This is a genomic window from Paraburkholderia fungorum (genome assembly GCF_900099835.1).
Classification (GTDB): domain Bacteria; phylum Pseudomonadota; class Gammaproteobacteria; order Burkholderiales; family Burkholderiaceae; genus Paraburkholderia; species Paraburkholderia fungorum_A.
In genome coordinates, this window is the sequence record NZ_FNKP01000001.1 from 217,445 (window position 1) to 243,627 (window position 26,183).

A 26,183-nucleotide genomic window follows, 5' to 3' on the forward strand; every position below is an offset into this window, starting at 1 on the left:
GCATCGGCGCGGGATTGTTGGATTTTTGCCTGAAATATGCGCCGATTCGGCGAAATATAGGCGAGCAGCGCGCTAAAGCGAAACGACCATTCGCTCTATGAATATGACTGGAAGGAGTAAGGCTGACGAAGGCTAACGGGCGGCGTCAGATGTCGAGCGGATCGACTTCGAGATTCCACCGCAGCACGCCCTTGACGCCGCGCAGCAGTGGCTGCCAGGCACGCAGCGTGGCCTGCAACGCGGCCCGCGACGCGCTCTCGATCAGCAGTTGCGCGCGATGCACGTGCATCACCTTGACGATGGTCAGCGGCACGGCGTCATAGACGGTGACGCGCTCGGCGGCCGGAATGCTGGTCAGCTCGGCGGCGGCTTGCTGCAGGAACGCAAGCGCGGCTTCGAGCGTGCGCCCCTCGGCCCGCAACAACGCCTGGTAGACGAACGGCGGCAGGTGCGCATCGCGCCGCTCGGCCAGCGTGGAATTAGCAAAGCCGACGTAATCCTGCCGACCGAGCGCGTGATAAAGCGCGTGTCGCGGATAACGCGTTTGCACCAGCACTTCGCCCGGCAGGCCGGAGCGGCCCGCGCGGCCGCTTACCTGCATCAATTGCGCGAAGAGACGCTCACTGGCGCGGAAGTCGTGGGAGAACAGCGCGGTATCGGCGTTCAGCACGCCGACCAGCGACACGCGCTGGAAGTCGTGCCCCTTCGCGATCATTTGTGTACCAACGAGGATATCGACTTCGCCGGCATGGACATCGGAAAACAGCGCTTGAGCACTGCCTTTGCGACGCGTGCTGTCGGCGTCGATACGCAGCACGCGGGCGCCCGGCACCGCGCTCGCCAGCGTTTCTTCGACGCGTTGCGTGCCGCGCCCCATCGGCGCGATGTCGACGTTGCCGCACTCCGGGCAGGATCGCGGAATACGCGCTTCCCAGCCGCAATGGTGGCAGCGCAACGCACGCTCGGGCTTATGCAGAACGACATAAGCCGTACAGCGCGGACATCCGGCGACCCAGCCACAGGAATCGCACGCGAGTTGCGGCGCGTAGCCACGACGGTTCAGGAAGATGAGGCTTTGCTCGCCGCGCTCCAGCCGCAACTTCAGCGCGGCAATCAGTGGCCCCGACAAGCCCTCCACGGACGCCCGCCCGCGCCTTCGCTCCTCTTCGAGATCGATCAGCCTCACCGTCGGCAGCACGGCGTCGGCGACGGCGCGGCGCGACAGCGTGAGCCGCTTGTAGCGCCCCTGGTCGGCCTGCCACCAGCTTTCCAGCGACGGCGTCGCCGAGCCGAGCACCACCGGCAGCGCCAGTTGCTTGGCGCGATAGATCGCCAGATCGCGCGCCGAATAGCGCAGGCCTTCCTGCTGCTTGTACGCCGGATCGTGCTCTTCATCGACGACGATCACCGCGAGCTTCGGCAACGAGGCCAGCACCGCGAGCCGCGTACCCAGAACGATGCGGGCGCGGCCGGTATGCGCGGCAAACCAGTTGCGGGCGCGCTCGCCCTCCGCGAGACCGCTGTGCAGCGTGACGATCGCCGTGGCGTCCAGCGCGGCGAAGCGCGCGCGGAAAGCCGCTTCGAACTGCGGCGTCAGATTGATTTCGGGCACGAGGACGAGCGCCTGCGCGTCCGGCTTCTTCGCCAGAATCTCGGCGAGCGCGCGCAGATAGACTTCGGTCTTGCCGCTGCCTGTCACCCCGTGCAGCAGAAATGGCGCGAAGCCGTCGGCGTCGCGAATTGCTTCGACGGCAGCGGCCTGCTCGCCGGTGAGCGTAGGGAGCGCGGGCGCTTCCGCTGAGTTCTGGCTGGAGGGCAAGCCGCCGACAGCCGCAGCTTCGATCACCTCCAGCGCGACCCAACCTTCGTCCTGCCACGCGGCGAGGCTCGCCAGCGCTTTGGGATGGAGCGCGCGGGCGTCGGCGGCAAGCAGGAATTCCGATTCGGCCAACGCCTGCGCGAGCTTTTTCAGCGCACTTGCACGGGCTGGTAATGCATCAGGCAAGGCCGAGCGGCCTTCCGGCGTCAGGCTGTAACGCTCTTCCGGCGCGAACAGACGCGACCAGCGCGAAGCGTCGCGCAAGGCTTGAGGCAACGCGGGCAGCGCTACTTCTCCAAGACCACGCTGGTAATAGTCCGCGGCGAATGCGGTCAACTTCAACCATTCCATCGACACCGGCGGACACGCCGTACAGACGCTGCTCACCGACCGCAGACGGTCCGGCGGCACGTCACTGTGAGTGGTCACTTCGCACACGAGCCCGACCACATGCCGTTTGCCGAACGGCACGCTGACCAGCATGCCGGGCGCGGCAAGTTCAGGCGTGTCGCACCGGTAGTCGAACAGGGTCGGCAGCGGATGGTCTAGCGCGACACGGACAAAGGCTTCGCTCACGCTGTCGTTATGGGAAATTGGGCGAACGCGGCGAGATGCCGCTGCGACTCTGACGCAAATATGCACATTGAATAGGCGGCGACCCGGACGAAGTTAAAGTAACACTTCAATTTCGGCGCTAAGTTTTGGATTCCGCTGAACAATTGCAAACGTCCGCCAGCCTGTGGATAACTTTGTTGAGAACTTCGGTCAGAAGAGCCGGAAACCGCGCCGTGGCGGCCTTCTGTGGGATTCCGCACATTTCGCCCCACCGCCCTGAAACCCTTGCCAGACAAGGCTTAGATCAAATGCGCCCCCACTGTGCAAGGGTCAGGACACGACGAAAGCTTCTACCGCGCCGCAGCGTGGGGAATGTGCATAAGTCAAGTCTTGACAACCGCGAGACCGCCATCTGACGGCCTCTTGAGCACAAATTTCCCCTTAGGCGGAGAGCCCACCTCGCTGCAACGCAGCAAAAGTGGTAACGATTACGGCATCAGGCTGGTGCATGCGCACCGCTACGAATCGCGCGACTGTGGCGATGCACTTCATCGACAAGTTCGGCGACATTTTCTGGCGGCGTGAACTGCGAAATACCGTGACCGAGATTGAAAACGTGGCCCGGATGATTGCCGAAGCTGTCGAGCACCGCGCGCGCTTCCATGCGGATCGCGGCCGGCGGCGCAAACAGCACCGACGGATCGATATTGCCCTGGAGCGCGACCTTGCTGCCCACGCGCTCCCGCGCATTGCGCAGATTCACCGTCCAGTCGAGGCCGACGGCATCGACGCCGATGTCAGCAATCTCGTCCAGCCACAAGCCGCCGCCCTTCGTGAAGGTGATCACGGGCACTTTTTCGCCGTCGTGTTCGCGCTTCAACTGGCTGACCACCTGCTGGATGTAGTGCAGCGAAAAGCGTTGATAGATGCCGTCTGCGAGCGCCCCACCCCAGGTGTCGAAAATCATCACGGCTTGCGCGCCGGCTTCGATCTGCGCGTTCAGATACGCCGCGACCGAACGCGCGTTGATTTCGAGAATGCGATGCATCAGGTCGGGACGCGCGTAAAGCATCGACTTGACGGTGCGGTGGTCCGGCGAGCCGCCGCCTTCGACCATGTAGCACGCCAAAGTCCAAGGGCTGCCGGAGAAGCCGATTAGCGGCACCCGCTGACGGCCCTGCGCGTCGGTGAGCGCAGTGCGAATTTCGCGCACAGCGTCGGTGACGTAACGCAGCGTGGCGTCGATGTCGGGCACGGCGAGACGCGCAACGTCGTCTTCGGTACGCACCGGGCGCGCAAATTTCGGCCCTTCACCCGTGACGAACTCCAGGCCGAGACCCATTGCATCGGGAACGGTCAGGATGTCGGAGAACAGAATCGCGGCGTCGAGCGGATACCGTTCGAGCGGTTGCAACGTGACTTCCGTTGCGAACGCAGGGTTCTTCGCCAGGCCCATGAAGCTGCCCGCGCGACCTCGCGTGGCGTTGTATTCCGGCAGATAGCGGCCAGCCTGGCGCATCAGCCAGATCGGCGTGTAGTCGGTCGGCTGGCGCAGCAGCGCGCGCAGGAAAGTGTCGTTCAGGAGTTTATGGGCCACGTTGCGTACGACTCAGGGCAAAGGGGCATTTTACCGGACCCGGCTCCCGGCATTGCGCCTGATGCGGTCAATAACTGTTGCGCGAAGGGCATGCATCAGGCTTTCGAGCGATTTTGCCCTGCTGATCCGCCCTAACGACACCTGGCTGAATGGCCGATATTCAAGCGGGAAATGCCGGGCTATGATCCTTCAGCCTTACCAGACAATTACAAACCCGCACGGAGACTCGATGAACAGAACAGCCCTCGCATTGCTCGGCGCGCTTGCCGGCATTTTGATGCACGCAGGCGTGGCCAGCGCGCAAACTACCGCCGCCGCTGCGCCTTCACGGCTCGACGAAATCATCTCTCGCGGCACGCTGCGAGCCTGCACCACCGGCGACTACAAACCGTACTCGTTCTATAAGGCGGATGGTCAATTCGAAGGCATCGACATCGACATGACCGAGTCGCTGGCGAAATCGCTTGGCGTCAAGGTCGAATACGTGAAAACGTCGTGGTCGAATCTGATGAACGATTTCGTCGCGAAGTGCGACATTGGCGTGGGCGGCGTATCGCCCACGCTGGAACGGCAGAAGCGCGCGTTCTTCACGCAGGCTTACATGATCGACGGCAAAACGCCGATTGTTCGATGCGACGACGTGAACAAATACCAGACGGTGGCGCAGATCGACCAACCCGCCACCCGCGTGATCGTTAATCCAGGCGGCACTAATGAGCGGTTCGCAAGGCAATATTTCCCGCACGCGACCCTGACGGTGTACCCGGACAACGTGACGATCTTCAAACAGATCCTCGCGGGCAAGGCGGACGTCATGGTGACGGATGCGTCGGAAACCCTGTTGCAGCAAAAATTGAATCCGGGCCTGTGTTCGGTGCACCCGGACAAGCCGTTCCAGTACGGGGAGAAGGCGTGGCTGCTGCCGCGTGGCGACGTTGCATTCCAGCAATACGTCGACCAATGGCTGCATCTGGCACGGGCAACTGGCGAGTATCAGGCGATCTCGGATAAGTGGCTCAAATAGCGGGAGGCGAAACCACCCGTCGCTATGCTTTTCGAAAGTTGCGGGTGGTTTCCACGCCCGGAAGAATTTACTCGTGCGCCAAAATCATGTAACCGGACGCCCCGATATCAGACGAATGCAAAATCGTGCCAAAGAAATATCGCCCCTCCGTTCACTCCCTTTTTCGCACGCGATGATCGGTTAGGCAAATGTTGCCGCGCAGCACCGGTTTCTGCTTTAGGCGAAGATTTTTTGGAGGCCGTAAAAATGTGTGTAACGCGGGGCTTCATCCCAAAAAACGATGTACATGCAACCATTTCATGCGGAATCGACTGAACGAATTACGCCGCGATATGCACCGCGAATAGCATCAATCACGCGTATGAAATTGCGGCGCAGTCATCGGTAAAAGTTACGTTTGAAACGTAAAATTTTGGCAATAAGTCCCGGAGCGCCTTATCTGGCGGGCGTTACAACCTGAAACACTTTGTTACCGCGTTCACAGATTAATTCGCCCACAATGCCTCAACGGTTTCAACACGGATGTGGCTGGGTGCGTGGTGTGAGCGGATACGATGCACTTGCCGGTCGGCGTATGCCGAAGCCCTGTGAAGGGGCATCCCTGCTGGGGCCGTAGTCGACGTAGGGTCGTCGTCTCAGTTGGTTCCAACTTTGGTCTCCTCGCGCTAACCCCGTAGCGTGTGGTTTTTAGCGGGCTCCAGGCCCGCTTTTTTTTCGTCTGGTCAAACGTTTGCGCGTTGCGAAGTAGGTCTTTTCTGAGGGGTCCGCAAGCAGTCTTTAGGGCTTGTACGCGCGAATGTCGAGCAAGCTCCCCGGCATATTTCCCACACTTTTGACTGTGTCCATTCGCAGGATTGCGCGCCGATTTCTTCGCTTGCGCGTTGCCTCGCGTTCAATCAGGCGGTCTTATCTTCCTTTAGCTTTAACTCGCTAATCATCCTTTCGCGCATGATGAATTTCTGCACTTTGCCCGTCACGGTCATCGGCAACTCGTCGACGAAACGGATGTACTTCGGCACCTTGTAGTGCGCGATCTGGCCTTGGCAAAATTGCTGGATCTCGTCGGCTGTCGCCTGCTCGCCTGAGCGCAGCACGACCCACGCGCAGACTTCCTCGCCGTACTTCGTGTCGGGCACGCCGAACACCTGCACGCTCTGAATCTTCGGATGGCGAAACAGAAACTCCTCAATTTCACGCGGATAAATGTTCTCCCCGCCGCGAATCAGCATGTCCTTCAGTCGGCCGACAATGTTGCAATACCCTTCAGCATCGAGCGTCGCGAGATCGCCGGTGTGCATCCAGCCATCGGTAATGCTTTCGCGCGTCTTCGCGTCGTCGCCCCAATAACCCTGCATCACCGAATAGCCACGCGTGCACAGTTCGCCCGTCTCGCCGACCGGCACAATCTCGCCGAGCGGGTCGACGATCTTCACTTCCAGGTGCGGCTGGATTCGTCCAACGGTCGTCGTGCGCTTGTCGAGCGGGTCGGTGGTCGAACTCTGGAACGACACCGGGCTGGTTTCCGTCATCCCGTACGCGATGGTGATTTCGCTCAAATGCATCTTCGAGACGACTTTCTTCATCGTTTCGATCGGGCAAGGCGAGCCGGCCATGATGCCGGTGCGCAAACGTGAGAAGTCGTAGCCGGCGAAATCTGGATGGTCAAGTTCCGCGATGAACATGGTCGGCACGCCATGCAACGCAGTGCATTTTTCCTCGGCAACCGCCGCCAGCGTCGCCGCCGGGTCGAATCCCTCCCCCGGAAACACCATGTTCGCGCCGACCGATACGCTCGCCAGCACCGCCAGGACCATCCCGAAACAGTGATACAGCGGGACGGGGATGCACAGGCCATCCTGTTCGGTCAGCCGCATGGCCATCGCGATGTAACGCGCGTTGTTGACCACGTTGCTGTGGGTCAGCGTCGCGCCCTTCGGGTTACCCGTGGTGCCGCTGGTGAACTGGATATTGATCGGCTCGTGGCACGACAACGTGGAGCCGATCGCGTCGAGTTTGGACATATCGAGCGTGGCCCGTCCCTGCTCAATCACGTCGGAAAAACTCAACATGCCGGGTGTTTCCGTGTCGCACATGCGGATTACATAGCGCAACTCGGGCAATCTCGCGGCATGGAGGTCGCCGGGCATCTGGGTAGCCAGTTCGGGAGCGAGTTCCTGCAGCATCTCGAGATACATCGAGGTCTTGAAACGCTCGGCCGCGATAATCGCCTTGCAGGCGACCTTGTTCAACGCGTATTCAAGCTCAGCCAACCGGTAAGCCGGATTGATGTTGACGAGTACGGCCCCGATTCGCGCAGTCGCGAACTGAGTCAGCAACCACTCCACCCGATTCGGCGACCAGATTCCGACGCGATCGCCCTTTGCGATACCGAGCGCGAGAAGCCCGGACGCCAGCACGTCCACCTCATTGGCAAATTCTTTCCACGTCCAGCGAATGCGCTGCTCGCGAAATACCACGGCCGGCCGGTCAGGAAAGCGCTCGGCGGTATCACGCAGAAACTGCGCGACAGTTGCTTCGCTCAGCGGAATTTCAGTCGACCCGCGGACATACGAGAGGCCGTCTTTCGGTTCAATGAGTCCACCTTCGCCTGACATTTGCGTTGCCATGGTGTTGTCTCCGTGAGCGGAAGCTCGCTCTATTGAAATGAATTTGAAATCGATTGTGCCACCGGCCCGCGTCGGTTCGGCATCAAGTCTTACCCGCAGCGCATCGCGTCGACGCTACGCCGCGCAGGCCCTTCATCCCAGTCGTCGATTGGGCTGACCTTTCCGTAAACGTCAACCTTAGATCAAAAAAAAGCAGCCACGAAGGCTGCTCTTTCTCTGAAACGTATTGCCTAGTTCTGACCACGCAGCTTGCGCAGACGCTGGATCGCAGCGAGCTGAGCCGTCGCGTACGCCAATTCCGCTTGCGCGGTTGCGTATTCGAGGTTCGAACCCGTGTTTTGCAGCGCTTCTTCCGCACGCTTGCGTGCATCTTCAGCTTTGGCTTCGTCGAGATCCTTGCCACGAATCGCGGTGTCGGCGAGAACCGTCACAGCGCCCGGCTGGATTTCGAGGATGCCGCCAGCGACGAACACAAACTCTTCTTCGCCGTTTTCAGCTTCGATGCGCACCGCACCCGGACGGATCCGCGTGATGAGCGGCGTGTGGCCCGGCAGAATGCCGAGTTCACCTGCTTCGCCCGGCAGCGCGACGAACTTCGCCTGGCCCGAGAAGATCTGCTCTTCCGCGCTGACGACGTCTACTTTAATGGTTGCCATAAGTGTCGACTCCTGTGAACGAAAGTCAGCGCTTGAGCGCTAACCCTCGTCCCATGCAAGGCTGGGTTGGGCGTAGTAAGAGGCGCCGGATGTGCGACTGAATGCTGTAATGGCATCCGATCAGCGCGGAGTCCCGCGCCCCGCTTCGTTAAACCCGACCTTTACTGGATCTTCTTGGCCTTTTCGAAGGCTTCGTCGATCGTGCCGACCATGTAGAACGCTTGTTCCGGCAGATGATCGCACTCACCGCCAACGATCATCTTGAAGCCACGGATCGTTTCCTTCAGCGGCACGTACTTGCCCGGCGAGCCCGTGAACACTTCAGCGACGTGGAACGGCTGCGACAGGAAACGCTGGATCTTACGAGCGCGCGCAACGGCGAGCTTGTCTTCCGGCGCCAGTTCGTCCATACCCAGAATTGCGATAATGTCGCGCAATTCCTTGTAGCGCTGCAGCGTTTGCTGCACGCCGCGCGTGATCGAGTAGTGCTCTTCGCCAATCACGTTCGGGTCGATCTGACGCGAGGTCGAATCGAGCGGGTCGACTGCCGGGTAGATACCCAGCGAAGCGATGTCACGCGACAACACGACGGTTGCGTCAAGGTGGCCGAAAGTCGTAGCCGGCGACGGGTCGGTCAAGTCATCCGCAGGGACGTACACGGCCTGAACCGACGTGATCGAGCCGGTCTTGGTCGACGTAATACGCTCTTGCAGCTTGCCCATTTCTTCAGCCAGCGTCGGCTGATAGCCCACTGCCGACGGCATACGGCCGAGCAGTGCCGACACTTCCGTGCCTGCCAGCGTGAAACGGTAGATGTTGTCGACGAAGAACAGAACGTCGAGGCCTTCGTCACGGAAGTGCTCAGCCATCGTCAGACCGGTCAGCGCGACGCGCAGACGGTTGCCCGGCGGCTCGTTCATCTGGCCGTACACCAACGCGACCTTGTCGAGAACGTTCGAGTCCTTCATTTCGTGATAGAAGTCGTTCCCTTCGCGGGTACGCTCGCCAACACCGGCGAACACGGAGTAACCACCGTGTTCCTTAGCGATGTTGTTGATCAGTTCCATCATGTTCACGGTCTTGCCCACGCCGGCGCCACCGAACAGGCCAACCTTGCCGCCCTTAGCGAACGGGCAGATCAGGTCGATAACCTTGATGCCGGTTTCGAGCAGTTCCGTCGACGGCGACAGTTCGTCGAACGCCGGAGCCTTCTGGTGAATACCGCGAACCACGTCCGAGTTGATCGGGCCGGCTTCGTCGATCGGGCGACCCAGCACGTCCATGATCCGGCCCAGAGTCGGCTTGCCGACCGGCACGCTGATCGGGTTACCCGTGTTCTTCACGACCGTGCCGCGACGCAGGCCGTCCGAAGCACCCAGACAGATGGTACGGACAACGCCGTCGCCCAGCTGTTGCTGGACTTCGAGGGTCAGTTCCGAACCTTCGAGAATGAGCGCGTCGTAAATCTTCGGCATGTCCGAACGCGGGAATTCCACGTCGATCACCGCGCCGATGCACTGTACGATCTTGCCTTCTACCAAAGCAGTAGTACTCATCGCTTTTCCTTTAGATACTCAATTCTTCACTCGCGCAAAGGCGCAATTTCGATGGGGCCGCCAAGGTGGGCGCGCCGCAAAGGGCGCACACGAAGCAGCTTGCCTGACCATCAAGGTCAGACTGCCGCCGCGCCACCGACGATTTCCGACAGTTCTTTCGTGATCGCGGCCTGACGGCTCTTGTTATACACGAGCTGCAATTCGTTGATGACCGTCTTCGCGTTGTCCGAAGCGGCCTTCATCGCGACCATCCGAGCCGACTGTTCCGATGCCATGTTTTCCGCGACGGCCTGATAGACCAGCGCTTCGACATAACGCACCAGCAGTTCGTCCACCACTGCCTGCGCATCCGGCTCGTAGATGTAGTCCCACTGCGTGCTCGGCGTCGTGCCGTCTTCTTCCGTGCGCTCGAACTGTTCTGCCGACAGCGGCAGCAGTTGCTCGATCACCGGCTCCTGCTTCATCGTATTGACGAAGCGCGTGTACGCCAGGTACACAGCCGAAATCTTGCCTTCCGAGTACAGGTCGAGCTGCACCTTCACCGCGCCGATCAGCTTTTCCAGATGCGGCGTATCGCCCAGATGCACGACGTTCGACGACACCTTGGCGCGCAGACGGTTCAGGAAACCCAGACCCTTGCTGCCGATCGCAGTTGCTTCGACCGTCTTGCCCTGGCCTTCCAGTTCCTTGAACTTCTGCAGCGACGCACGCAGCACGTTGGTGTTCATGCCGCCGCACAGACCTTTATCAGTCGTCACGAGGATGAAACCAGCCGTCTTCGCGCCGTCGTTCGACACCATGAACGGGTGACGATACTCCGGGTTCGCACGGCTCATGTGTGCAGCGATATCGCGGACCTTGTCGGCATACGGGCGAGCAGCGCGCATGCGCTCCTGAGCGCGGCGCATCTTCGATGCGGCCACCATCTCCATCGCTTTCGTGATCTTGCGCGTGTTTTGCACGCTCTTGATCTTGCCGCGAATTTCCTTCATTCCAGCCATTGCTTGCTCCTTGTCGACCCAAATTAGCGCTTTAACGCTTACTTGGGCCCCATGCAAAGCGATCTAAGCAGCGCGGGTTCAGTTGCCCGCGGCCCGCGCCGCTTCAAGGTCTTTTATGCCTTGCGGATCACTCGCAAATCAATAAGCGCCGGACTTCTTGAAGTCTTTGACGGCCGTATGCAGCAGGCCTTCGTCGTCCTTCGAGAGTTCCTTGGTATCTTCGATGCGCTTGACCAGGTCAGCGTGGCTCGCCTTCAGATGTTCGCGCAGGCCCTTTTCGAACGGCAGAACTTGCGAAACTTCCAGATCGTCGAGGTAACCGTTGTTCGCGGCGAACAGCGAAACACCCAGTTCCCACACTTGCAGCGGCTGATACTGCGGCTGCTTCAGCAGTTCCGTCACGCGACGACCGCGCTCCAGCTGCTTGCGGGTTGCTTCGTCGAGGTCCGATGCGAACTGCGCGAATGCTGCCAGCTCACGATACTGCGCGAGGTCGGTACGGATACCGCCCGACAGCTTCTTCACAACCTTCGTTTGAGCCGCACCGCCAACGCGCGACACCGACACACCGGCGTTAATTGCCGGGCGGATACCTGCGTTGAAAAGGTCGGTTTCCAGGAAGATCTGGCCGTCGGTAATCGAGATCACGTTCGTCGGAACGAATGCGGTCACGTCGCCTGCTTGCGTTTCGATGACCGGCAGTGCCGTCAGCGAACCGCTCTTGCCCTTCACTTCGCCGTTCGTGAACTTCTCGACGTACTCTTCCGAGACGCGAGCAGCACGCTCGAGCAAACGCGAGTGCAGATAGAACACGTCGCCCGGGTAAGCTTCGCGGCCCGGCGGACGGCGCAGCAGCAGCGAGATCTGACGGTATGCCCAAGCCTGCTTGGTCAAATCGTCATAAACGATCAGCGCGTCTTGACCGCGGTCGCGGAAGTATTCGCCCATCGAGCAACCGGCGTACGGTGCGAGGTATTGCATCGCTGCCGATTCCGAAGCCGAAGCGGCCACGACGATCGTGTATTCCAGCGCGCCGGTTTCTTCCAGCTTGCGGACCACGTTCATGATCGACGAAGCCTTCTGGCCGATCGCGACGTAGATACAGAAGAGGTTCTTGCCCTTCTGGTTGATGATCGCGTCGACTGCGACTGCCGTCTTGCCGCACTGGCGGTCGCCGATGATCAGCTCGCGCTGGCCACGGCCAACCGGCACCATCGCGTCGATCGATTTCAGACCGGTTTGAACCGGCTCCGAAACCGACTTACGCCAGATCACGCCCGGCGCAATCTTTTCGATTGCGTCGGTCTTCTTTGCGTTGATCGGGCCCTTGCCGTCGATCGGGTTACCGAGTGCATCGACCACACGGCCGAGCAGTTCCGGGCCCACCGGCACTTCGAGAATACGACCCGTCGTCTTGACGATGTCGCCTTCCGAAATGTGTTCGTATTCACCCAGAATCACGGCGCCGACCGAGTCGCGCTCGAGGTTCAGTGCGAGACCGAAGGTGTTGCCCGGGAATTCGAGCATTTCGCCCTGCATCACTTCCGACAGGCCGTGAATACGCACGATACCGTCGGTCACGGAGATCACGGTGCCCTGGTTGCGAACGTCTGCGTTCGCTTCGAGGCCCTGGATCCGGCTCTTGATCAGCTCGCTGATCTCAGAGGGATTGAGTTGCATTATTCGCTCCTGATAGTCAATTCTGTTGCGTGCCAGCCGCTTCAGCGCGTGTCGCGCTTCAGGCCGTCAGAGCCGTTTGCATGCTGGCAAGCCGCGCGCGGACCGAGGTATCGAGCACTTCGTCGCCCACCGTCACGCGAACGCCGCCGATCAACGACGAGTCGACTTCGACCGTCGGCTTCAGCTTGCGTTGGAACTTGCGTTCGAGACTTGCGACGAGTTCGTTCAACTGCGCGCCTTCGAGCGGGAATGCGCTGACGATCAGCACATCGGCCGCCCCTTCGCGGGCGTTCTTCAACTCTTCGAACTGCACAGCGATTTCCGGCAGCAGTTGCAGGCGATGGTTATCGACCAGCATTTGCACCAGATTCTTCGCTTGCGCGTTGTCCTTGAGCGGCGACTTGACCGCGGCCAGCAGCAGTTCGCTGACCTGGGCGCGGCTTACTTTCGGGCTCGAGGCGATCGACAGCACTTCGGGCAGACGCGCAACCTGTGCCAGCTCCTGCACGAGCGTGGACCAGGCGGCGATGTCACCAGCTTCGGCCACGCCAAACAGCGCTTCTGCGTACGGACGGGCGATGGTTGCAAGTTCGGCCATGATCAGAGCTCGGCTTTCAGTTGATTCAGCAGGTCAGCGTGAGCTGCCTGGTCGACTTCGCGCTTCAGGATCTGTTCAGCGCCCTTGACCGCGAGTGCAGCGACTTCGCCGCGCAGCGTTTCGCGCGCCTTCACGACTTGCTGGTCCGCGTCGGCCTTCGCTTGCGCGATGATGCGAGCGGCTTCAGCTTGCGCTTGAGCCTTGATTTCGTCAGCGACTGCCACAGCGCGCTTTTCCGCGTCAGCAATACGTTGCTGACCGTCGTTGCGTGCCTGAGCGAGTTCCTGGTCGACGAGCTTGTGAGCAGCGGCGAGTTCTTGCTTGCCCTTTTCAGCAGCCGACAAACCGTCAGCAATCTTCTTCGAGCGCTCGTCGAGGGCATTGATCAACGGCGGCCACACGAACTTCATCGTGAACCACGCGAGGATCAGGAACACGACCATTTGCGCAAACAGGGTTGCGTTGAGATTCACGGTGTTTCCTTAAACGTTGCTAGTTCGGAAAAGTGAAACGGCAAGGCGCTCATCGATTCTGTATTCGATCAGCGCCTAAGTGCCCGTTCCGCCCTGCGCCTTTACCAGTTATAGCTCAGGCGCAAACTTCCGAGGAACCTCAGCCTGCCAGCTTCGACAGCAGCGGGTTCGCGAACGCAAACAGCATTGCCACACCAACGCCAATCAGGAACGCCGCGTCGATCAGACCAGCCAGCAGGAACATCTTGGTTTGCAGCGGGTTCATCAGTTCAGGCTGACGTGCACATGCTTCGATGTACTTGCCGCCCATCAGGCCGATACCGATACAGGCGCCGATAGCACCCAGGCCGATGATGATGCCGATACCGATGGCGGTCAGACCCTGGATGTTGGCGATGAAAGCTTGCATGATCACTCCTTTGTGAAAAGTCTTTTAGAACTGGTTGGAACTGGGATTTAAAAACTAAAGCGATTCTTTTGACGGCGCAGTTTAGTGCGTGTCGTGTGCCTGGCCGATGTACACCAGCGTCAGCATCATGAAAATGAAGGCCTGCAGCAGAACGATCAGGATGTGGAAGATTGACCACACGCTGCCGGCGATCACGTGGCCGATGAAGCCAAGCACCGTCGTGTCCGCGCCGAAGCTCCAGATGCTGCCGAGCAGGGCAATCAGCAGGAACAACAGTTCGCCCGCGTACATGTTGCCGAACAGCCGCATGCCGAGCGAGACCGTCTTCGCGACGAACTCGATGATGTTCAGTGCAAGGTTCGGGATCCACAGCAGCGGATGCGCGCCGAACGGAGCGGACAGCAGTTCATGCACGAAGCCGCCGGCGCCCTTGATCTTGAAGTTGTAGTAAATCATCAGCACGAACACGCCGAGAGCGATACCGAGCGTGCCGTTAAGGTCGGCAGTCGGAACGATGCGGTGGTGCGGGATGGTTTCGGACAGACCCAGCCAGCCAATCACGTGGCCCGGCAGGTCGACAGGGATAAAGTCGAGCGAGTTCATCAGCGCGACCCAGACGAAAACGGTCAGGGCCAGCGGCGCGATGAAAGTGCGCGAGCCGTGGATCATCGACTTCGATTGATCCTCGACCATTTCGACCAGCATTTCGATTGCGCACTGGAAACGGCCGGGTACGCCCGACGTTGCCTTACGCGCAGCGAGATGCAGGATGAAGATCGTGGCCAGACCGCAAACGATCGACCAGAAAAGGGTGTCCAGATTCCACACGTGGATGTCGAAAATCGACGTCTGATGCGCGGTGGAAAAGTTCTGCAAGTGGTGCGCGATGTACTCGGACGGATCCATTGCGCGCGTGCCTTCGCTAGCTGCCATATCGTTAAAGCCACCCAAATTGTCGAAAATCGTCTTAGGCCGTACCCGCAGCAATGCTGTATTGCGGGAACACGCCGGGTGCGGATCGTGTCTCATCCGCACACCTGTTGCCGGCGCTGCGCGCCAGCCTGAATTTTTTGCTGCTACTTTGTTGCTGCTACCTGGAGGCTAACCTAGCGCCAGGCCAAGGCGATCCAGTATGTCTTGAGCGCGATGAGGTAGGTCACGAGCAGCGGCACCCAGCATACGTCGTGATACCAGAAGGCGATGGCTACAAACATCGCGATCGTTGTCCCCATCTTGAGCGCTTCGCCGATCATCCAGCTCATCACTGTTTTGGCGCCGCTCAGCGTTCTAAGGCGCGCCGCAAACAGTGCGCCTGGTATCCAGCAAATTGCGCCCCCCAGGAACGCGGACAGCGCAGCAGCGCCCGGCGGCTTATAGAACAGCCACCACAACAGCGTAGCACCCAGGGACAAAACCATTTGCGCTGCCACGACCTTGAAAGGCGTAACGCGCGATGGACGACTCACGTTAGGACCAAACAGCTTTTCAGCTTCGGCCCGCGTGAGCGGAACGATATTGTTATCTTCTTGCGCGACATCCCACTCATCGCCAGATGCAGCTTGCTGACCGGAGGGCAGATCGGAAGCGGTGCGTTCATCGCGGTGTCCGTCGTGCCCATTCTTCGGCGCTTGATTCGACGTTTTGACCGCCATCGCAGTGTTCCGAAAGTCTTGTTCCAGCCCGCGAGCTTACGCTGCGCTTACGGGGTTGCCGTGCAATTAAATCCGGGCGATTGTAAGCGATAGTTGCAGGCAATTCAAGACTTTAGCCCGTTCAATAACCTGCGTGAAACGCGCCTCCACAATGCGGCAACGCCGTTTTTTTGAGCGAAAACACGTCAAATGTAAGGCGGCAAGGCAATGGCAAAACATGATGCACAAAATGGGTTCGCAGATGTGCGGCGAACCGTCGCGAAAGCGCTAAATCGGACGTCTCGTAAATGCAACAAACGTCAATTTATGCGCTTAGGGTTGGACAGGCGATGCATCTACAGGTAAGACGCGTTTGAAATTGGAATCGCCCTGCCCTCTTCGAAAATCATCACGCTTAATTTAATTAGGAATCCAACCAATGAGAAGATGCTCTCGCTGCCGTAGGAATCCAGCGCAAACAAAAGCGCCAGCATCTGCTCAAAAGCAAACGGGCGACTCGATAACGAGTCGCCCGTCGATTCCGCGCTGCGTCTATGCAATGTGCGGATCAGGCCGTCGCATTACCGCGCAGGCGCACAAGAATCCCTTCTAGCGCATCCAGATCGCCGAAGTCCACTAGCACCTGTCCACGTCCGCGTCGGCCCAGTTTGATCTTCACCGTTGCCGACAACAAATCCGACAACTCCTCTTCCAGCCGACGCGTATCGCGCCCGCCATCCTGATTCGCACGCGCCTTGACCGCCGGCGCGGCTTTGGTCGTCGTCGTCACCAACTTTTCGGTTTCGCGCACCGACATGCGCTTATTAACCACCTGGTTAGCCAGCGTGATCTGCGTCGCGGCATCGACGGCGAGAAGCGCGCGCGCGTGCCCCATGTCCAGATCGCCAGCCAGCAGCATGGTCTGCACGGGCGACGCCAGATTGAGCAGACGCAGCAGATTCGACACTGCGCTACGTGACCGGCCAACCGACTCCGCCGCCTGTTCGTGCGTGAAATTGAACTCGTCGAGCAAGCGCTGGATGCCCTGCGCCTCTTCCAGAGGATTCAGATCTTCGCGCTGAATATTCTCAATCAGCGCCATCGCGGCGGCAGCCTGGTCCGGCACATCCTTCACCAGCACAGGCACTTCGTCGAGACCCGCCAGACGTGCGGCCCGGAAACGCCGCTCGCCCGCGATGATTTCGTACTTGTCCGCGGAAATGGGACGCACAAGAATCGGCTGCATCAACCCCTGCGCGCGGATGCTGGCGGCCAGCTCCTGCAGCGCGCCTTCATCCATGCGCGTACGCGGCTGATACTTACCCGCCTGCATCTTGCTGAGCGGCAACACGTTCGGTGCGCCCTCGATCGTCGCCGTCTCGGTGATGTCGGCCGTGCCACCCAACAGCGCCTCCAGACCCCGGCCCAATCCCTTCTTTCTTGCTACTGCGTTCATTGTGCTTCCTCGATCCGCTTAGGACGCCTGGGGCGCGTCATTGAAGGCGCGCACCCGTTCAATCATTTCCGCGCCGAACTGCACATACGCCTGCGCACCACGTGAAGCCTTATCGAACACCACTCCCGGCAAGCCATAGCTGGGTGCTTCGGCGAGACGCACGTTGCGCGGGATTACCGCGTCGAAAACCTTGTCGCCGAAATGCTCTTTCAGTTGATCCGAAACCTGCTGCTGCAACGTGATACGCGGATCGAACATCACGCGCAACAAACCGATGACCTTGAGGTCACGGTTCAGGTTTGCATGCACCTGCTTGATCGTGTTGACGAGGTCGGACAGACCTTCGAGCGCAAAGTACTCGCACTGCATCGGGATGACGACGCCATGCGCGGCGCACAGGCCGTTGAGCGTGAGCAGCGACAAAGCCGGCGGGCAGTCGATCAGCACGAAGTCGTATTCGGTTTCGACCGCCGCGAGTGCGATCTTCAGTTGCCGCTCACGGTTCTGCACGCTGACGAGTTCAACCTCCGCACCCGCGAGCTCCCGGTTCGCCGGCAGCACGTCGTACCCCACGGCTTCCGGACGGATTCGCGCATTGGCGACCGACACGCCATCTACGAGCACCTCGTAGACAGTATTCGCACACGCTGCCTTGTCGATGCCGCTGCCCATCGTGGCGTTGCCCTGCGGGTCCAGGTCGATGAGAAGGACTCGCTGTCCCTGCGCTGCCAAACTCGCGGCCAGATTCACTGTGGTCGTCGTCTTGCCGACGCCGCCTTTCTGGTTCGCAACGCAGAAGATTTTTGCCATCGTTGGAATGTCCCTTTTACTGCTAGATGAAGAAGAATTGCTATTTGATTCTGACGAAGTCGCAAATTGCGAATCGTGGCTACGTGGTTAATTGTTGCCGTCTACCAGAACCTTGATCAGGTGGCGCTCGGCGTCAAGAGACGGCACGTTCAGCCGGATGATCTGTTCCACGTGAGAACCTGCCGGCAGACGCTCAATCTCGCCGTCCGGGCGCACTCCCTTCATGGCCCAGATCGCGCCCTGCTCCGCAACCAGATGACGGGCCAGTGTAACGAAATCCGACAGTTCTGCGAATGCGCGCGAGACAATTACGTCGAACTTTGCAGGTACTTCGGCGCCCGGCTTCAAACTTTCAACCCGGCCGGTCACCACGGACAGATTCGTCAGGCCCAACTCGGCCTTTGCCTGAGCCTGAAACGCCGTCTTCTTATGAACGATGTCGTTCGTGGTAATAGTCCATTCGGACAGGACGATCGCCAGCACGATGCCCGGCATACCGCCGCCTGACCCCACGTCGAGAACCGACGACGGGCCGAGCGGCGCGAGGTGCGGCACGATCGAAAGCGAATCGAGAATGTGCTGGATCAACATTTGCCGCGGATCGCGGATCGCCGTCAGGTTGTAGACGGCGTTCCACTTCGACAATAACGCGACGTAGTCCAGCAGCTTGTTGAATTGGGCGTCGCTCAATTCGAGGCCGAGTTCGCTGACGCCGTCTGCAAGCAACGACGCCAACTCCTGCGAGGCTGTGCTCCCCTTCTGACCCACCATCATTGCGTCACCGGCGTGTTGTCGGAGCCCGGTACGGCAGGTTTCGTCGAACGACGTCCCAAACCGCGCTTCAGATGAACCATCAGCAGCGAAATCGCGGCGGGCGTGATGCCGGAAATCCGCGACGCTTGGCCAATAGTTTCCGGGCGGAATTGCGTTAACTTCTGACGCGCCTCGAAGGACAGGCCTCTGACTTCCGCGTAGTCCAGCCCTTCCGGCAAACGCGTGCTTTCATGAGCTTCATTGCGCTCGATTTCACCAGCTTGACGATCGATATATCCCTGATACTTGATACCGATCTCGATCTGCTCCTTGATCTGAGCGAGCAATACTTCGTCTTCGGCGAGTACTTCGGGTGCTGCGCATTCGCCGGCGCGCAGTCCGCACACGCCGTCGTAGCTGACGCCCGGACGGCGCAGCAGATCCGCGAGACTATATTCGTGATCGATCGGCTTGCCGAGAAGCGCCGTGGCTTCGTCGGCTGGCAATGTCTTGGGATTCACCCACGTGGTACGCAGACGCTCTGTTTCACGTGAAACAGCGTCACGTTTACGACTGAATGCATCCCAACGGATGTCGTCGACTACGCCAAGCTCGCGACCAATCTCGGTCAGCCTCATATCGGCGTTATCTTCCCGCAGGCTCAAGCGATATTCCGCACGGCTGGTAAACATCCGATACGGTTCGGACACGCCGCGTGTCACGAGGTCATCAACCAACACGCCCAGATAAGCCTGGTCGCGGCGCGGACACCATGCGTCTTTGCCTTGCACAAACAAACCGGCGTTGATACCAGCCAGCAGACCTTGCGCCGCCGCTTCTTCGTACCCGGTCGTACCGTTGATCTGGCCTGCGAAGAACAACCCGTTAATCACCTTGGTTTCCAGCGAAGCCTTCAATCCACGCGGATCGAAATAGTCGTATTCGATCGCATAGCCCGGTCGCAAGATGTGCGCGTGTTCCAAACCGCGCATCGAACGGACAAGCTCCAACTGCACATCAAACGGCAAGCTCGTCGAGATGCCGTTCGGGTAGAACTCATTGGTCGTCAGCCCTTCCGGCTCGAGGAAAATCTGATGCGATTCTTTCGACGCAAACCGGTGAATCTTGTCTTCGATCGACGGGCAATAGCGCGGCCCCACCCCTTCGATCACGCCGGTATACATCGGCGACCGGTCGAGTCCACCACGAATAATGTCGTGGGTACGCTCGTTTGTGTGCGTAACCCAGCACGGCACTTGTCGCGGATGTTGTTCGACACGACCTAGGAACGAGAACACCGGCACCGGATCCAGGTCACCCGGCTGCTCTTCGAGTTGGGAAAAGTCGATCGTACGGCCGTCAATACGCGGCGGCGTACCCGTCTTGAGGCGACCCTGGGGCAGCTTCAATTCCTTCAGACGCGCTGACAACGACACCGCCGCCGGATCGCCGGCACGGCCACCGGTGTAGTTGTTCAAGCCCACGTGAATCTTGCCGTCGAGGAAAGTCCCCGCCGTCAGCACAACCGCGCGAGCGCGGAAGCGAATGCCCACCTGCGTGACGGCACCGACGACGCGGTCACCCTCAACCATCAGATCATCAACAGCCTGCTGGAACAGCCAAAGATTCGGCTGATTTTCCAGCCGATGCCGGATCGCCTGCTTATACAGCAGACGGTCAGCCTGAGCGCGCGTCGCCCGAACTGCCGGGCCTTTCGACGAATTCAGGATACGGAACTGGATCCCGCCTTCATCCGTCGCGGCTGCCATCGCACCGCCAAGCGCGTCGACTTCCTTAACCAGATGGCCTTTACCAATGCCGCCGATGGACGGATTGCAGCTCATCTGGCCGAGGGTTTCGATGTTGTGGGTCAGCAGGAGCGTGGTGTTGCCCATGCGTGCCGAGGCCAACGCGGCTTCGGTGCCGGCATGACCGCCGCCGACGACGATTACGTCAAATTCTGTGGGAAAGAGCATTGCGGATCTCACGCCAGATCGTCGCGTGAGCCTTTCAAAGGAAGAGGTATGGGCGAATTATAACGGGTTCGGTTTAGGCCCGAATTTCGTCCGAATGACCAGGTCGTAAAAAAAGCGGTGTGTTTCACGTGAAACACACCGCTTCGAAGTGCGAAGAACAGAAAGGCGCGTGCTTTAGGCCACTTTTTTGGTTAGACCCAGATATGTCTCAATCACACGAGGATTCTTTGCCAAGTCCGCCGCCGCCCCTTCCAGCGCCAATTCTCCGGTTTCAAGTACGTACCCATAGTCGGAGATTTGCAACGCGGCCCGCGCGTTCTGTTCGATCAGCAGTGTCGCAACGCCCGTCTGCCGCAACGCGCTGATGATGTGGAAAATCTCCTTCACGATCAGCGGCGCTAAGCCCAAGCTCGGCTCGTCCAGCATCAGCAGATCGGGTTTGCCCATGAGTGCGCGCCCCACTGCCAGCATTTGCCGCTCACCGCCGGAAAGCGTGCCGGCTGCCTGCTTGCGGCGCTCCTTCAACCGTGGGAAAAGCGTAAACACCGGTTCGAGTTGGTCGAGAAAATTGCGCTCCCCTGCCCGCTTTCGCCGATACGCTCCAAGGACCAGATTATCCTCAACCGTCATCGAGGCGAATAACTCGCGCTTTTCCGGCACCAGACACATGCCGCGCGCGACCCGCTTTTCAACCGGCACCGCGCTCACGTCCTCATCCCGATAAACGACGGCGCCTTTTGCATGACCCGTGCTCGGCAATGCGCCCATGATTGCGTTCAGCAACGTGGACTTACCGGCGCCGTTCGGGCCGATCACCGAGACAATCTGTCCTGCCCGCACTTTGATCGCCGCGCCATGCAGCGCCTCAACCTTGCCGTATCGGACGGACAACCCGTTAACGTCGAGAATCGGCGCAACAACATTCATTGTGTTCTCCATCACTCCACCCCGCCCAGATACGCTTCGAGCACAGCCGGGTCTTGTTGCACATCCTGCGGCAATCCTTCGGCGATCCGCGTACCGAACTCCATCACCACCAGCCGATCGGTGAGATTCATCACGAAATCCATATCGTGCTCGACCAGCAGCACGCTCATCCCTTCCGCTTTCAACCGACGCAGCAAGTCCGCGAGTTGCAGCTTTTCCTGATAGCGCAAACCTGCGGCTGGCTCATCGAGTAGCAGCAGCGTCGGATCGCAGCACAATGCGCGGGCGATTTCGAGAATCCGCTGCTGACCCAAAGCCAGGCTGCCAGCCTCGTCATACATATGCTGCTCAAGTCCGACGCGGCGAATCTGGCGTGCCGCTTCCGCCATCAGACGTGCTTCTTCCGCACCATTCAGCCGCGCCACGCTCCGCCAAACCCCGGCTTGGCCACGCAGATGCGCGCCAATCGCGACGTTCTCCAGCACGGTCATGCCCGGCAGCAACTTGACGTGCTGGAACGTGCGGCCGATACCGCGCTTGACGATTTCACGTGAACTCAGCGAATCGATACGCTCGCCACGGAACGTGATCTCGCCGCTCGTCGCCTGAAGCACGCCGGTCACGAGATTAAAGGTGGTGGATTTGCCCGCGCCGTTCGGCCCGATCAGACCGATGATCTGCCCCGCTTTCACTTCGAAGCTGACGTCGTTCACCGCGACCAGACCGCCAAACTGCTTGCGCGCCTTGTTCACCGTCAATAGGCTTTCACCGCTGGCGGGCTTGCTGCGCTGCGGCAACGGCTCTGCGTGATCGGCCAGATGCGCGCGTGGACCACGCGGGAAAAATCGCGCGACGAACGGCCAGACGCCCTGTCGTGCGTACTGCAGCAACAGCACCATCAAGATGCCGAACACGATGACCTCGAAGTTGCCGTTCTCGCCGAGCAGCTTCGGCAGCAGTGTCTGCAGATAGTCCTGCAATACGGTCAGAATCGCCGCGCCGAGGACCGCGCCCCACACATGCGACACCCCGCCTACCACCGCCATGAACAGAAATTCGATGCCATGGTTCAGACCAAACGGCGTCGGATTCACCGCACGCTGCAAATGCGCATACAGGAAGCCCGAAATCGACGCCAGCACTGCCGCATAAACGAAGATCACCACGCGCATCCAGCCGGTGTTGACGCCCATCGCCTCGGCCATCATGCCGCCGCCGCGCAGCGCGCGAATCGCCCGCCCCGGTCGACTATTAAGCAAATTTTGAACAGAAATAACCGCCCCGAGGACGACCACCCAGATCAGGTAATAGATATGGCGACCGGATTCCAGGTTGATGCCGAACACATTCAACACTGGAATTCCGTTAATGCCGTCGTACTTGCCGAGCATGTCCAGATTGCCGAACAGGTAGAACAGCGCGAGGCCCCACGCGATCGTGCCAAGCGGCAGAAAGTGGCCCGACAGACGCATCGTGACGAGGCCGAGCATCAGCGCGATCAAGGCCGTTACCACCACGCCCGCGATCAACGCGAGCCACGGCGAAACGCCGTAAGTGGTCGTCAGATAGGCGGTCGCATAGGCACCGATGCCGACGAACGCTGCCTGCCCGAAACTCGTCATTCCGCCGATCCCGGTCAACAGCACCAGCCCGATCGCGACGATCGAATACAGCCCGATGTAGTTGAGCAGCGTCACCCAATACTCGGGGACGTGAATCGGCTGCGGCAACACCGGCAGCGCGAACAGCACCACAAGGAACAACCAGAAGAACCTGTTTTGCATGATCCGTTTCATCGTGTCACTCCTCTTCCTCTTCGGCGTGCGGGCTGGCAAGACTTCGCCAGAGCAGCACGGGGATGATCAGCGTGAACACGATCACTTCCTTATAAGCACTCGCCCAGAACGACGAATACGACTCCAGCAGGCCAACGAGAATCGATCCGGCAGCCGCCAGCGGATAGCTGACCAGTCCGCCGATAATCGCGCCCACAAAGCCCTTCAGACCGATCAGGAAGCCCGAGTCGTAGTAGATGGTGGTCAACGGTGCCACGAGGATGCCGCACAGCGCGCCGAGCCCCGCAGCGAGCGTGAACGCGAGCCGACCAGCCTGCGTCGTGCCGATGCCGACCAGCCGCGCGCCGAGCCGGTTCACCGAGGTCGCGCGCAATGCCTTGCCCGAGATCGAGCGATCGAAGTACAGGTACAGCGCGCCGATCAGCACGGCCGCGGTGCCGACCACCCACAGGCTTTGCCCCGAGATCGACAGACTGCCGAGGTTGAACGTGGCGTCCGAAAACGCGGTCGTGCGCGAACCTTCCGCGCCGAACATCACGAGCCCGAGGCCGACCATCGCGAAGTGCACCGCCACCGCCACGATCAACAGCAGCAGCGTGGTCGCTTCCGCGATCGGCTCGTACGCGAGCCGGTAGACGAACGGCCCCATCGGAATCACGATCAGCAAGGTCAGCGCGATCTGCACAATCATCGGCAGCGGTTGCAGGAACACGCCACGCGTCAGTGCATAGACGGCAATCGGGAACAGCAGGTATTTGCCGGCCAGCAGCGCCAGCGTGCGAGCCGCGTGTCGGCGCCGCTCGGCGTGCCGCGCCATGCCCCCTACTTCGACGACGAAGCAGGCCGCGCCCATCGCCATCAGCAACCAGCACGTGGCCGGAAACTTCTGTGTCTGCAAGGCGGCGAGCGTCAACGCGCCGTACGAAACAAACTCCCCCTGCGGGATGAAGATCACCCGCGTCACGGAGAACACCAGCACCAGCGCAAGCGCAAGCAGCGCGTAAATCGCGCCGGTGGTGATGCCGTCCTGCGCGAGGATCGCCGCAATTGATAGATCCATACTTCCTCGTCCTGAAGCGTCGAAATCGAAAACCGGGAACCGGTCGAGGTGGCGGCGAAACTCCTGGCCGTCCACCGACCTGCAATGTCTGAAAAGACGCCGCCGCACCGGAACACGGCGCGGCGGGCGATGCCATTGTCGTCGAACAGAATGGCAATGCGGCGTGTCAGGCCGCTGAGTGCGCGAGAGGCGCGTACCGCTTTATGTTGTTAGTCGTTCTGCAGTTTCCACTTGCCGTCGACGATCTGCACGATCACGCGTGCGCGCTTGTCGAGGCCGTTGTGGTCGGTCGTCGTGGTGTTCATGATGCCGTGCGAGACCGGCAATTCCTTGACGTTCTCAAGTGCGGCACGCAGTGCCACGCGGAATGCTTCGGTGCCCGGCTGGGCCGTCTTCAGTGCGACGGGGATCGCGGCCTGCAGCATCTGCCCGGCGTCCCATGCGTGACCGCCGAAGGTCGCCACCGAACCCGCGCCATAGGCCTTCTCGTACGCCGTCTTATACGCTTCGGAAGACGCCTTCACCGGATTCGAATCCGGCAACTGATCCGCCACGAGGATCGGGCCAGCCGGCAGGAACTCGCCTTCGCAATCCTTGCCGCACACGCGCAGGAAGTCGTTGTTGGCGACGCCGTGCGTCTGATAAACCTTGCCCTTGTAACCGCGTTCTTTCAGCGTCTTGGCCGGCAACGCCGACGGCGTGCCCGCCCCCGCGATCAACACTGCGTCGGGATTCGCGCCCATCGTCTTCAGGACCTGGCCCGTCACCGATGCATCGGTGCGGTTAAAGCGCTCGTTCGACACGATCTTCAGATGATGCGCAGCGGCCGCAGCCGTGAACACGTTGTTCCAGCCGTCGCCGTAGGCATCTGCGAAGCCGATGAAGCCCACCGTTTTGACGCCGTGACGCTCCATGTAATCGGCGATGGCGTCGGCCATCAGGCTGTCGTTTTGCGGCGGCTTGAACGCCCACGCGCGCTTTGCGTCGATCGGCGAAATGATCGCAGCCGATGCCGCCAGCGAGATCACCGGCGTCTTGCCTTCGGCTGCCGGATCGAGCATGGCGAGCGAGTTCGGCGTGACCGTCGAGCCGATGATCGCGTCCACATGATCTTCGTCGATCAGCTTGCGCGTGTTCTGCACGGCCTTGCCGGTGTCGGAGGCGTCGTCGAGAACGATGTACTGCACGGTCTTGCCGCCAATCTCTTTCGGCAGCAACGCGATCGTGTTCTTCTCAGGAATCCCGAGCGATGCAGCGGGCCCCGTCGTGGACAGCGTCACGCCGATCTTCACCTGGGCGAACGCTGCGCCGGCGCCGCACATCAACGCCATCGCGATGCCTGTGCGTACCCATTGCCTGGTCTTTTTCATTGCGAGTCTCCAAACGCTTTTGAAGCGCGTATCTGTAATCCGGCTCATCGACCGGGTGTCTGAATCTAGTTATTGGGTTCAGGCGTGCCAAGCATGGTTTTCCCCTGCCCGACATGAATGCCGTCACCGTCTTTTTTGGTGCCACTACGCTGCCACTGCCCTGCTGCTACCGCCACTACCCGCTGCTGCGATTTCTCTGTCGGACTTCGTCGAGCAGACCACTAACATGTTAGTAGTATTGCGTTCTGCATCATTGACGGTCAATAGACTGAACGGCTAATGCGGGTTTGTCCTGAAACTACGGAACCACACTTTTCACGTGAAGCGCTCACTCGGTGCAATCGCGTAAAACGGGCAATAAAAAAGACGCGTCAACTGCACGCGTCTTTTCTGGATGGGTTCCCGTATC

Annotated in this window: 21 protein-coding genes; 1 reads left to right on the forward strand and 20 read right to left on the reverse strand. The window is 60.1% G+C overall.

Features of this window, described 5'->3' with window-relative positions; all coding sequences use genetic code 11:
- Positions 1-145: 145 nt before the first annotated feature.
- Positions 146-2,395: a primosomal protein N' gene (locus BLS41_RS01000; protein WP_074762532.1), complete on the reverse strand. Its 2,250-nt coding sequence runs from the start codon at positions 2,393-2,395 to the stop codon at positions 146-148.
- Between the two features lie 475 nt (positions 2,396-2,870).
- On the reverse strand, positions 2,871-3,971 hold the full coding sequence (gene hemE, locus BLS41_RS01005; RefSeq protein ID WP_074762533.1) for a uroporphyrinogen decarboxylase: 1,101 nt from the start codon (positions 3,969-3,971) through the stop codon (positions 2,871-2,873).
- Positions 3,972-4,200: 229 nt separating this feature from the next.
- Between hemE and BLS41_RS01010 the strand changes: the two genes are divergently transcribed.
- Positions 4,201-4,995 (forward strand): transporter substrate-binding domain-containing protein, encoded by a 795-nt coding sequence (locus tag BLS41_RS01010; RefSeq protein WP_074762534.1) that lies wholly within the window; start codon positions 4,201-4,203, stop codon positions 4,993-4,995.
- A gap of 896 nt (positions 4,996-5,891) precedes the next feature.
- Here the strand turns inward: BLS41_RS01010 and BLS41_RS01015 are convergent.
- The 18 genes from BLS41_RS01015 to BLS41_RS01100 form a co-directional block, all read right to left on the reverse strand.
- Positions 5,892-7,622, reverse strand: a complete 1,731-nt coding sequence (locus BLS41_RS01015) for an AMP-binding protein (RefSeq protein ID WP_074762535.1) — start codon at positions 7,620-7,622, stop codon at positions 5,892-5,894.
- A 230-nt stretch (positions 7,623-7,852) separates the two neighbouring features.
- On the reverse strand, positions 7,853-8,278 hold the full coding sequence (locus BLS41_RS01020) for a F0F1 ATP synthase subunit epsilon (protein ID WP_012434800.1): 426 nt from the start codon (positions 8,276-8,278) through the stop codon (positions 7,853-7,855).
- A 161-nt stretch (positions 8,279-8,439) separates the two neighbouring features.
- On the reverse strand, positions 8,440-9,834 hold the full coding sequence (atpD, locus tag BLS41_RS01025) for a F0F1 ATP synthase subunit beta (RefSeq protein WP_074762536.1): 1,395 nt from the start codon (positions 9,832-9,834) through the stop codon (positions 8,440-8,442).
- A 116-nt stretch (positions 9,835-9,950) separates the two neighbouring features.
- Entirely contained in the window at positions 9,951-10,835 is an 885-nt protein-coding gene (gene atpG, locus BLS41_RS01030) for a F0F1 ATP synthase subunit gamma (RefSeq protein ID WP_074762537.1), read from the reverse strand.
- 138 nt (positions 10,836-10,973) lie between these two features.
- Positions 10,974-12,515: a F0F1 ATP synthase subunit alpha gene (gene atpA / locus BLS41_RS01035; protein WP_074762538.1), complete on the reverse strand. Its 1,542-nt coding sequence runs from the start codon at positions 12,513-12,515 to the stop codon at positions 10,974-10,976.
- A 58-nt stretch (positions 12,516-12,573) separates the two neighbouring features.
- Positions 12,574-13,113, reverse strand: a complete 540-nt coding sequence (locus tag BLS41_RS01040; protein WP_074762539.1) for a F0F1 ATP synthase subunit delta — start codon at positions 13,111-13,113, stop codon at positions 12,574-12,576.
- Between the two features lie 2 nt (positions 13,114-13,115).
- Positions 13,116-13,586, reverse strand: coding sequence for a F0F1 ATP synthase subunit B (locus BLS41_RS01045; RefSeq protein ID WP_074762540.1), 471 nt, complete (start codon positions 13,584-13,586; stop codon positions 13,116-13,118).
- A gap of 139 nt (positions 13,587-13,725) precedes the next feature.
- A complete protein-coding gene (gene atpE / locus BLS41_RS01050) occupies positions 13,726-13,995 on the reverse strand; it encodes a F0F1 ATP synthase subunit C (protein WP_007180033.1) in 270 nt (89 codons plus the stop codon).
- Positions 13,996-14,076: 81 nt separating this feature from the next.
- Positions 14,077-14,928 carry a F0F1 ATP synthase subunit A gene (gene atpB, locus BLS41_RS01055; protein ID WP_074762541.1) on the reverse strand — a complete coding sequence of 284 codons (852 nt, stop codon included), beginning with the start codon at positions 14,926-14,928 and terminating at the stop codon, positions 14,077-14,079.
- A 173-nt stretch (positions 14,929-15,101) separates the two neighbouring features.
- Positions 15,102-15,647 (reverse strand): ATP synthase subunit I, encoded by a 546-nt coding sequence (locus BLS41_RS01060; RefSeq protein WP_074762542.1) that lies wholly within the window; start codon positions 15,645-15,647, stop codon positions 15,102-15,104.
- Between the two features lie 547 nt (positions 15,648-16,194).
- The gene (locus BLS41_RS01065) at positions 16,195-17,082 is read right to left on the reverse strand and encodes a ParB/RepB/Spo0J family partition protein (RefSeq protein WP_074762543.1); all 888 of its coding nucleotides are present in this window, start codon (positions 17,080-17,082) and stop codon (positions 16,195-16,197) included.
- A gap of 18 nt (positions 17,083-17,100) precedes the next feature.
- Positions 17,101-17,892, reverse strand: coding sequence for a ParA family protein (locus tag BLS41_RS01070; protein ID WP_074762544.1), 792 nt, complete (start codon positions 17,890-17,892; stop codon positions 17,101-17,103).
- 87 nt (positions 17,893-17,979) lie between these two features.
- A complete protein-coding gene (gene rsmG, locus BLS41_RS01075; protein ID WP_074762545.1) occupies positions 17,980-18,666 on the reverse strand; it encodes a 16S rRNA (guanine(527)-N(7))-methyltransferase RsmG in 687 nt (228 codons plus the stop codon).
- Positions 18,663-20,621: a tRNA uridine-5-carboxymethylaminomethyl(34) synthesis enzyme MnmG gene (mnmG, locus tag BLS41_RS01080; RefSeq protein ID WP_074762546.1), complete on the reverse strand. Its 1,959-nt coding sequence runs from the start codon at positions 20,619-20,621 to the stop codon at positions 18,663-18,665. The genes rsmG and mnmG overlap by 4 nt, the downstream gene beginning before the upstream one ends.
- 174 nt (positions 20,622-20,795) lie before the next feature.
- Positions 20,796-21,548 carry an ABC transporter ATP-binding protein gene (locus BLS41_RS01085; protein ID WP_143026193.1) on the reverse strand — a complete coding sequence of 251 codons (753 nt, stop codon included), beginning with the start codon at positions 21,546-21,548 and terminating at the stop codon, positions 20,796-20,798.
- An 11-nt stretch (positions 21,549-21,559) separates the two neighbouring features.
- Complete coding sequence (locus tag BLS41_RS01090; RefSeq protein ID WP_074762548.1) at positions 21,560-23,344, reverse strand: branched-chain amino acid ABC transporter ATP-binding protein/permease; 1,785 nt, start codon at positions 23,342-23,344, stop codon at positions 21,560-21,562.
- A 4-nt stretch (positions 23,345-23,348) separates the two neighbouring features.
- On the reverse strand, positions 23,349-24,404 hold the full coding sequence (locus tag BLS41_RS01095; RefSeq protein ID WP_074762549.1) for a branched-chain amino acid ABC transporter permease: 1,056 nt from the start codon (positions 24,402-24,404) through the stop codon (positions 23,349-23,351).
- A 209-nt stretch (positions 24,405-24,613) separates the two neighbouring features.
- Positions 24,614-25,774 carry an ABC transporter substrate-binding protein gene (locus tag BLS41_RS01100; RefSeq protein ID WP_074762550.1) on the reverse strand — a complete coding sequence of 387 codons (1,161 nt, stop codon included), beginning with the start codon at positions 25,772-25,774 and terminating at the stop codon, positions 24,614-24,616.
- Between the last annotated feature and the right edge of the window lie 409 nt (positions 25,775-26,183).

Coding starts and splice junctions, on each gene's coding strand:
- BLS41_RS01085 (WP_143026193.1), bottom strand. CDS start 21,548: ATGAATGTTGTTGCGCCGATTCTCGACGTTAACGGGTTGTCCGTCCGA.
- atpE (WP_007180033.1), bottom strand. CDS start 13,995: ATGCAAGCTTTCATCGCCAACATCCAGGGTCTGACCGCCATCGGTATC.
- BLS41_RS01065 (WP_074762543.1), bottom strand. CDS start 17,082: ATGAACGCAGTAGCAAGAAAGAAGGGATTGGGCCGGGGTCTGGAGGCG.
- BLS41_RS01095 (WP_074762549.1), bottom strand. CDS start 24,404: ATGGATCTATCAATTGCGGCGATCCTCGCGCAGGACGGCATCACCACC.
- BLS41_RS01020 (WP_012434800.1), bottom strand. CDS start 8,278: ATGGCAACCATTAAAGTAGACGTCGTCAGCGCGGAAGAGCAGATCTTC.
- BLS41_RS01010 (WP_074762534.1), top strand. CDS start 4,201: ATGAACAGAACAGCCCTCGCATTGCTCGGCGCGCTTGCCGGCATTTTG.
- rsmG (WP_074762545.1), bottom strand. CDS start 18,666: ATGATGGTGGGTCAGAAGGGGAGCACAGCCTCGCAGGAGTTGGCGTCG.
- BLS41_RS01060 (WP_074762542.1), bottom strand. CDS start 15,647: ATGGCGGTCAAAACGTCGAATCAAGCGCCGAAGAATGGGCACGACGGA.
- BLS41_RS01040 (WP_074762539.1), bottom strand. CDS start 13,113: ATGGCCGAACTTGCAACCATCGCCCGTCCGTACGCAGAAGCGCTGTTT.
- atpB (WP_074762541.1), bottom strand. CDS start 14,928: ATGGCAGCTAGCGAAGGCACGCGCGCAATGGATCCGTCCGAGTACATC.
- atpA (WP_074762538.1), bottom strand. CDS start 12,515: ATGCAACTCAATCCCTCTGAGATCAGCGAGCTGATCAAGAGCCGGATC.
- BLS41_RS01100 (WP_074762550.1), bottom strand. CDS start 25,774: ATGAAAAAGACCAGGCAATGGGTACGCACAGGCATCGCGATGGCGTTG.
- BLS41_RS01015 (WP_074762535.1), bottom strand. CDS start 7,622: ATGGCAACGCAAATGTCAGGCGAAGGTGGACTCATTGAACCGAAAGAC.
- atpG (WP_074762537.1), bottom strand. CDS start 10,835: ATGGCTGGAATGAAGGAAATTCGCGGCAAGATCAAGAGCGTGCAAAAC.
- mnmG (WP_074762546.1), bottom strand. CDS start 20,621: ATGCTCTTTCCCACAGAATTTGACGTAATCGTCGTCGGCGGCGGTCAT.
- atpD (WP_074762536.1), bottom strand. CDS start 9,834: ATGAGTACTACTGCTTTGGTAGAAGGCAAGATCGTACAGTGCATCGGC.
- BLS41_RS01090 (WP_074762548.1), bottom strand. CDS start 23,344: ATGAAACGGATCATGCAAAACAGGTTCTTCTGGTTGTTCCTTGTGGTG.
- BLS41_RS01070 (WP_074762544.1), bottom strand. CDS start 17,892: ATGGCAAAAATCTTCTGCGTTGCGAACCAGAAAGGCGGCGTCGGCAAG.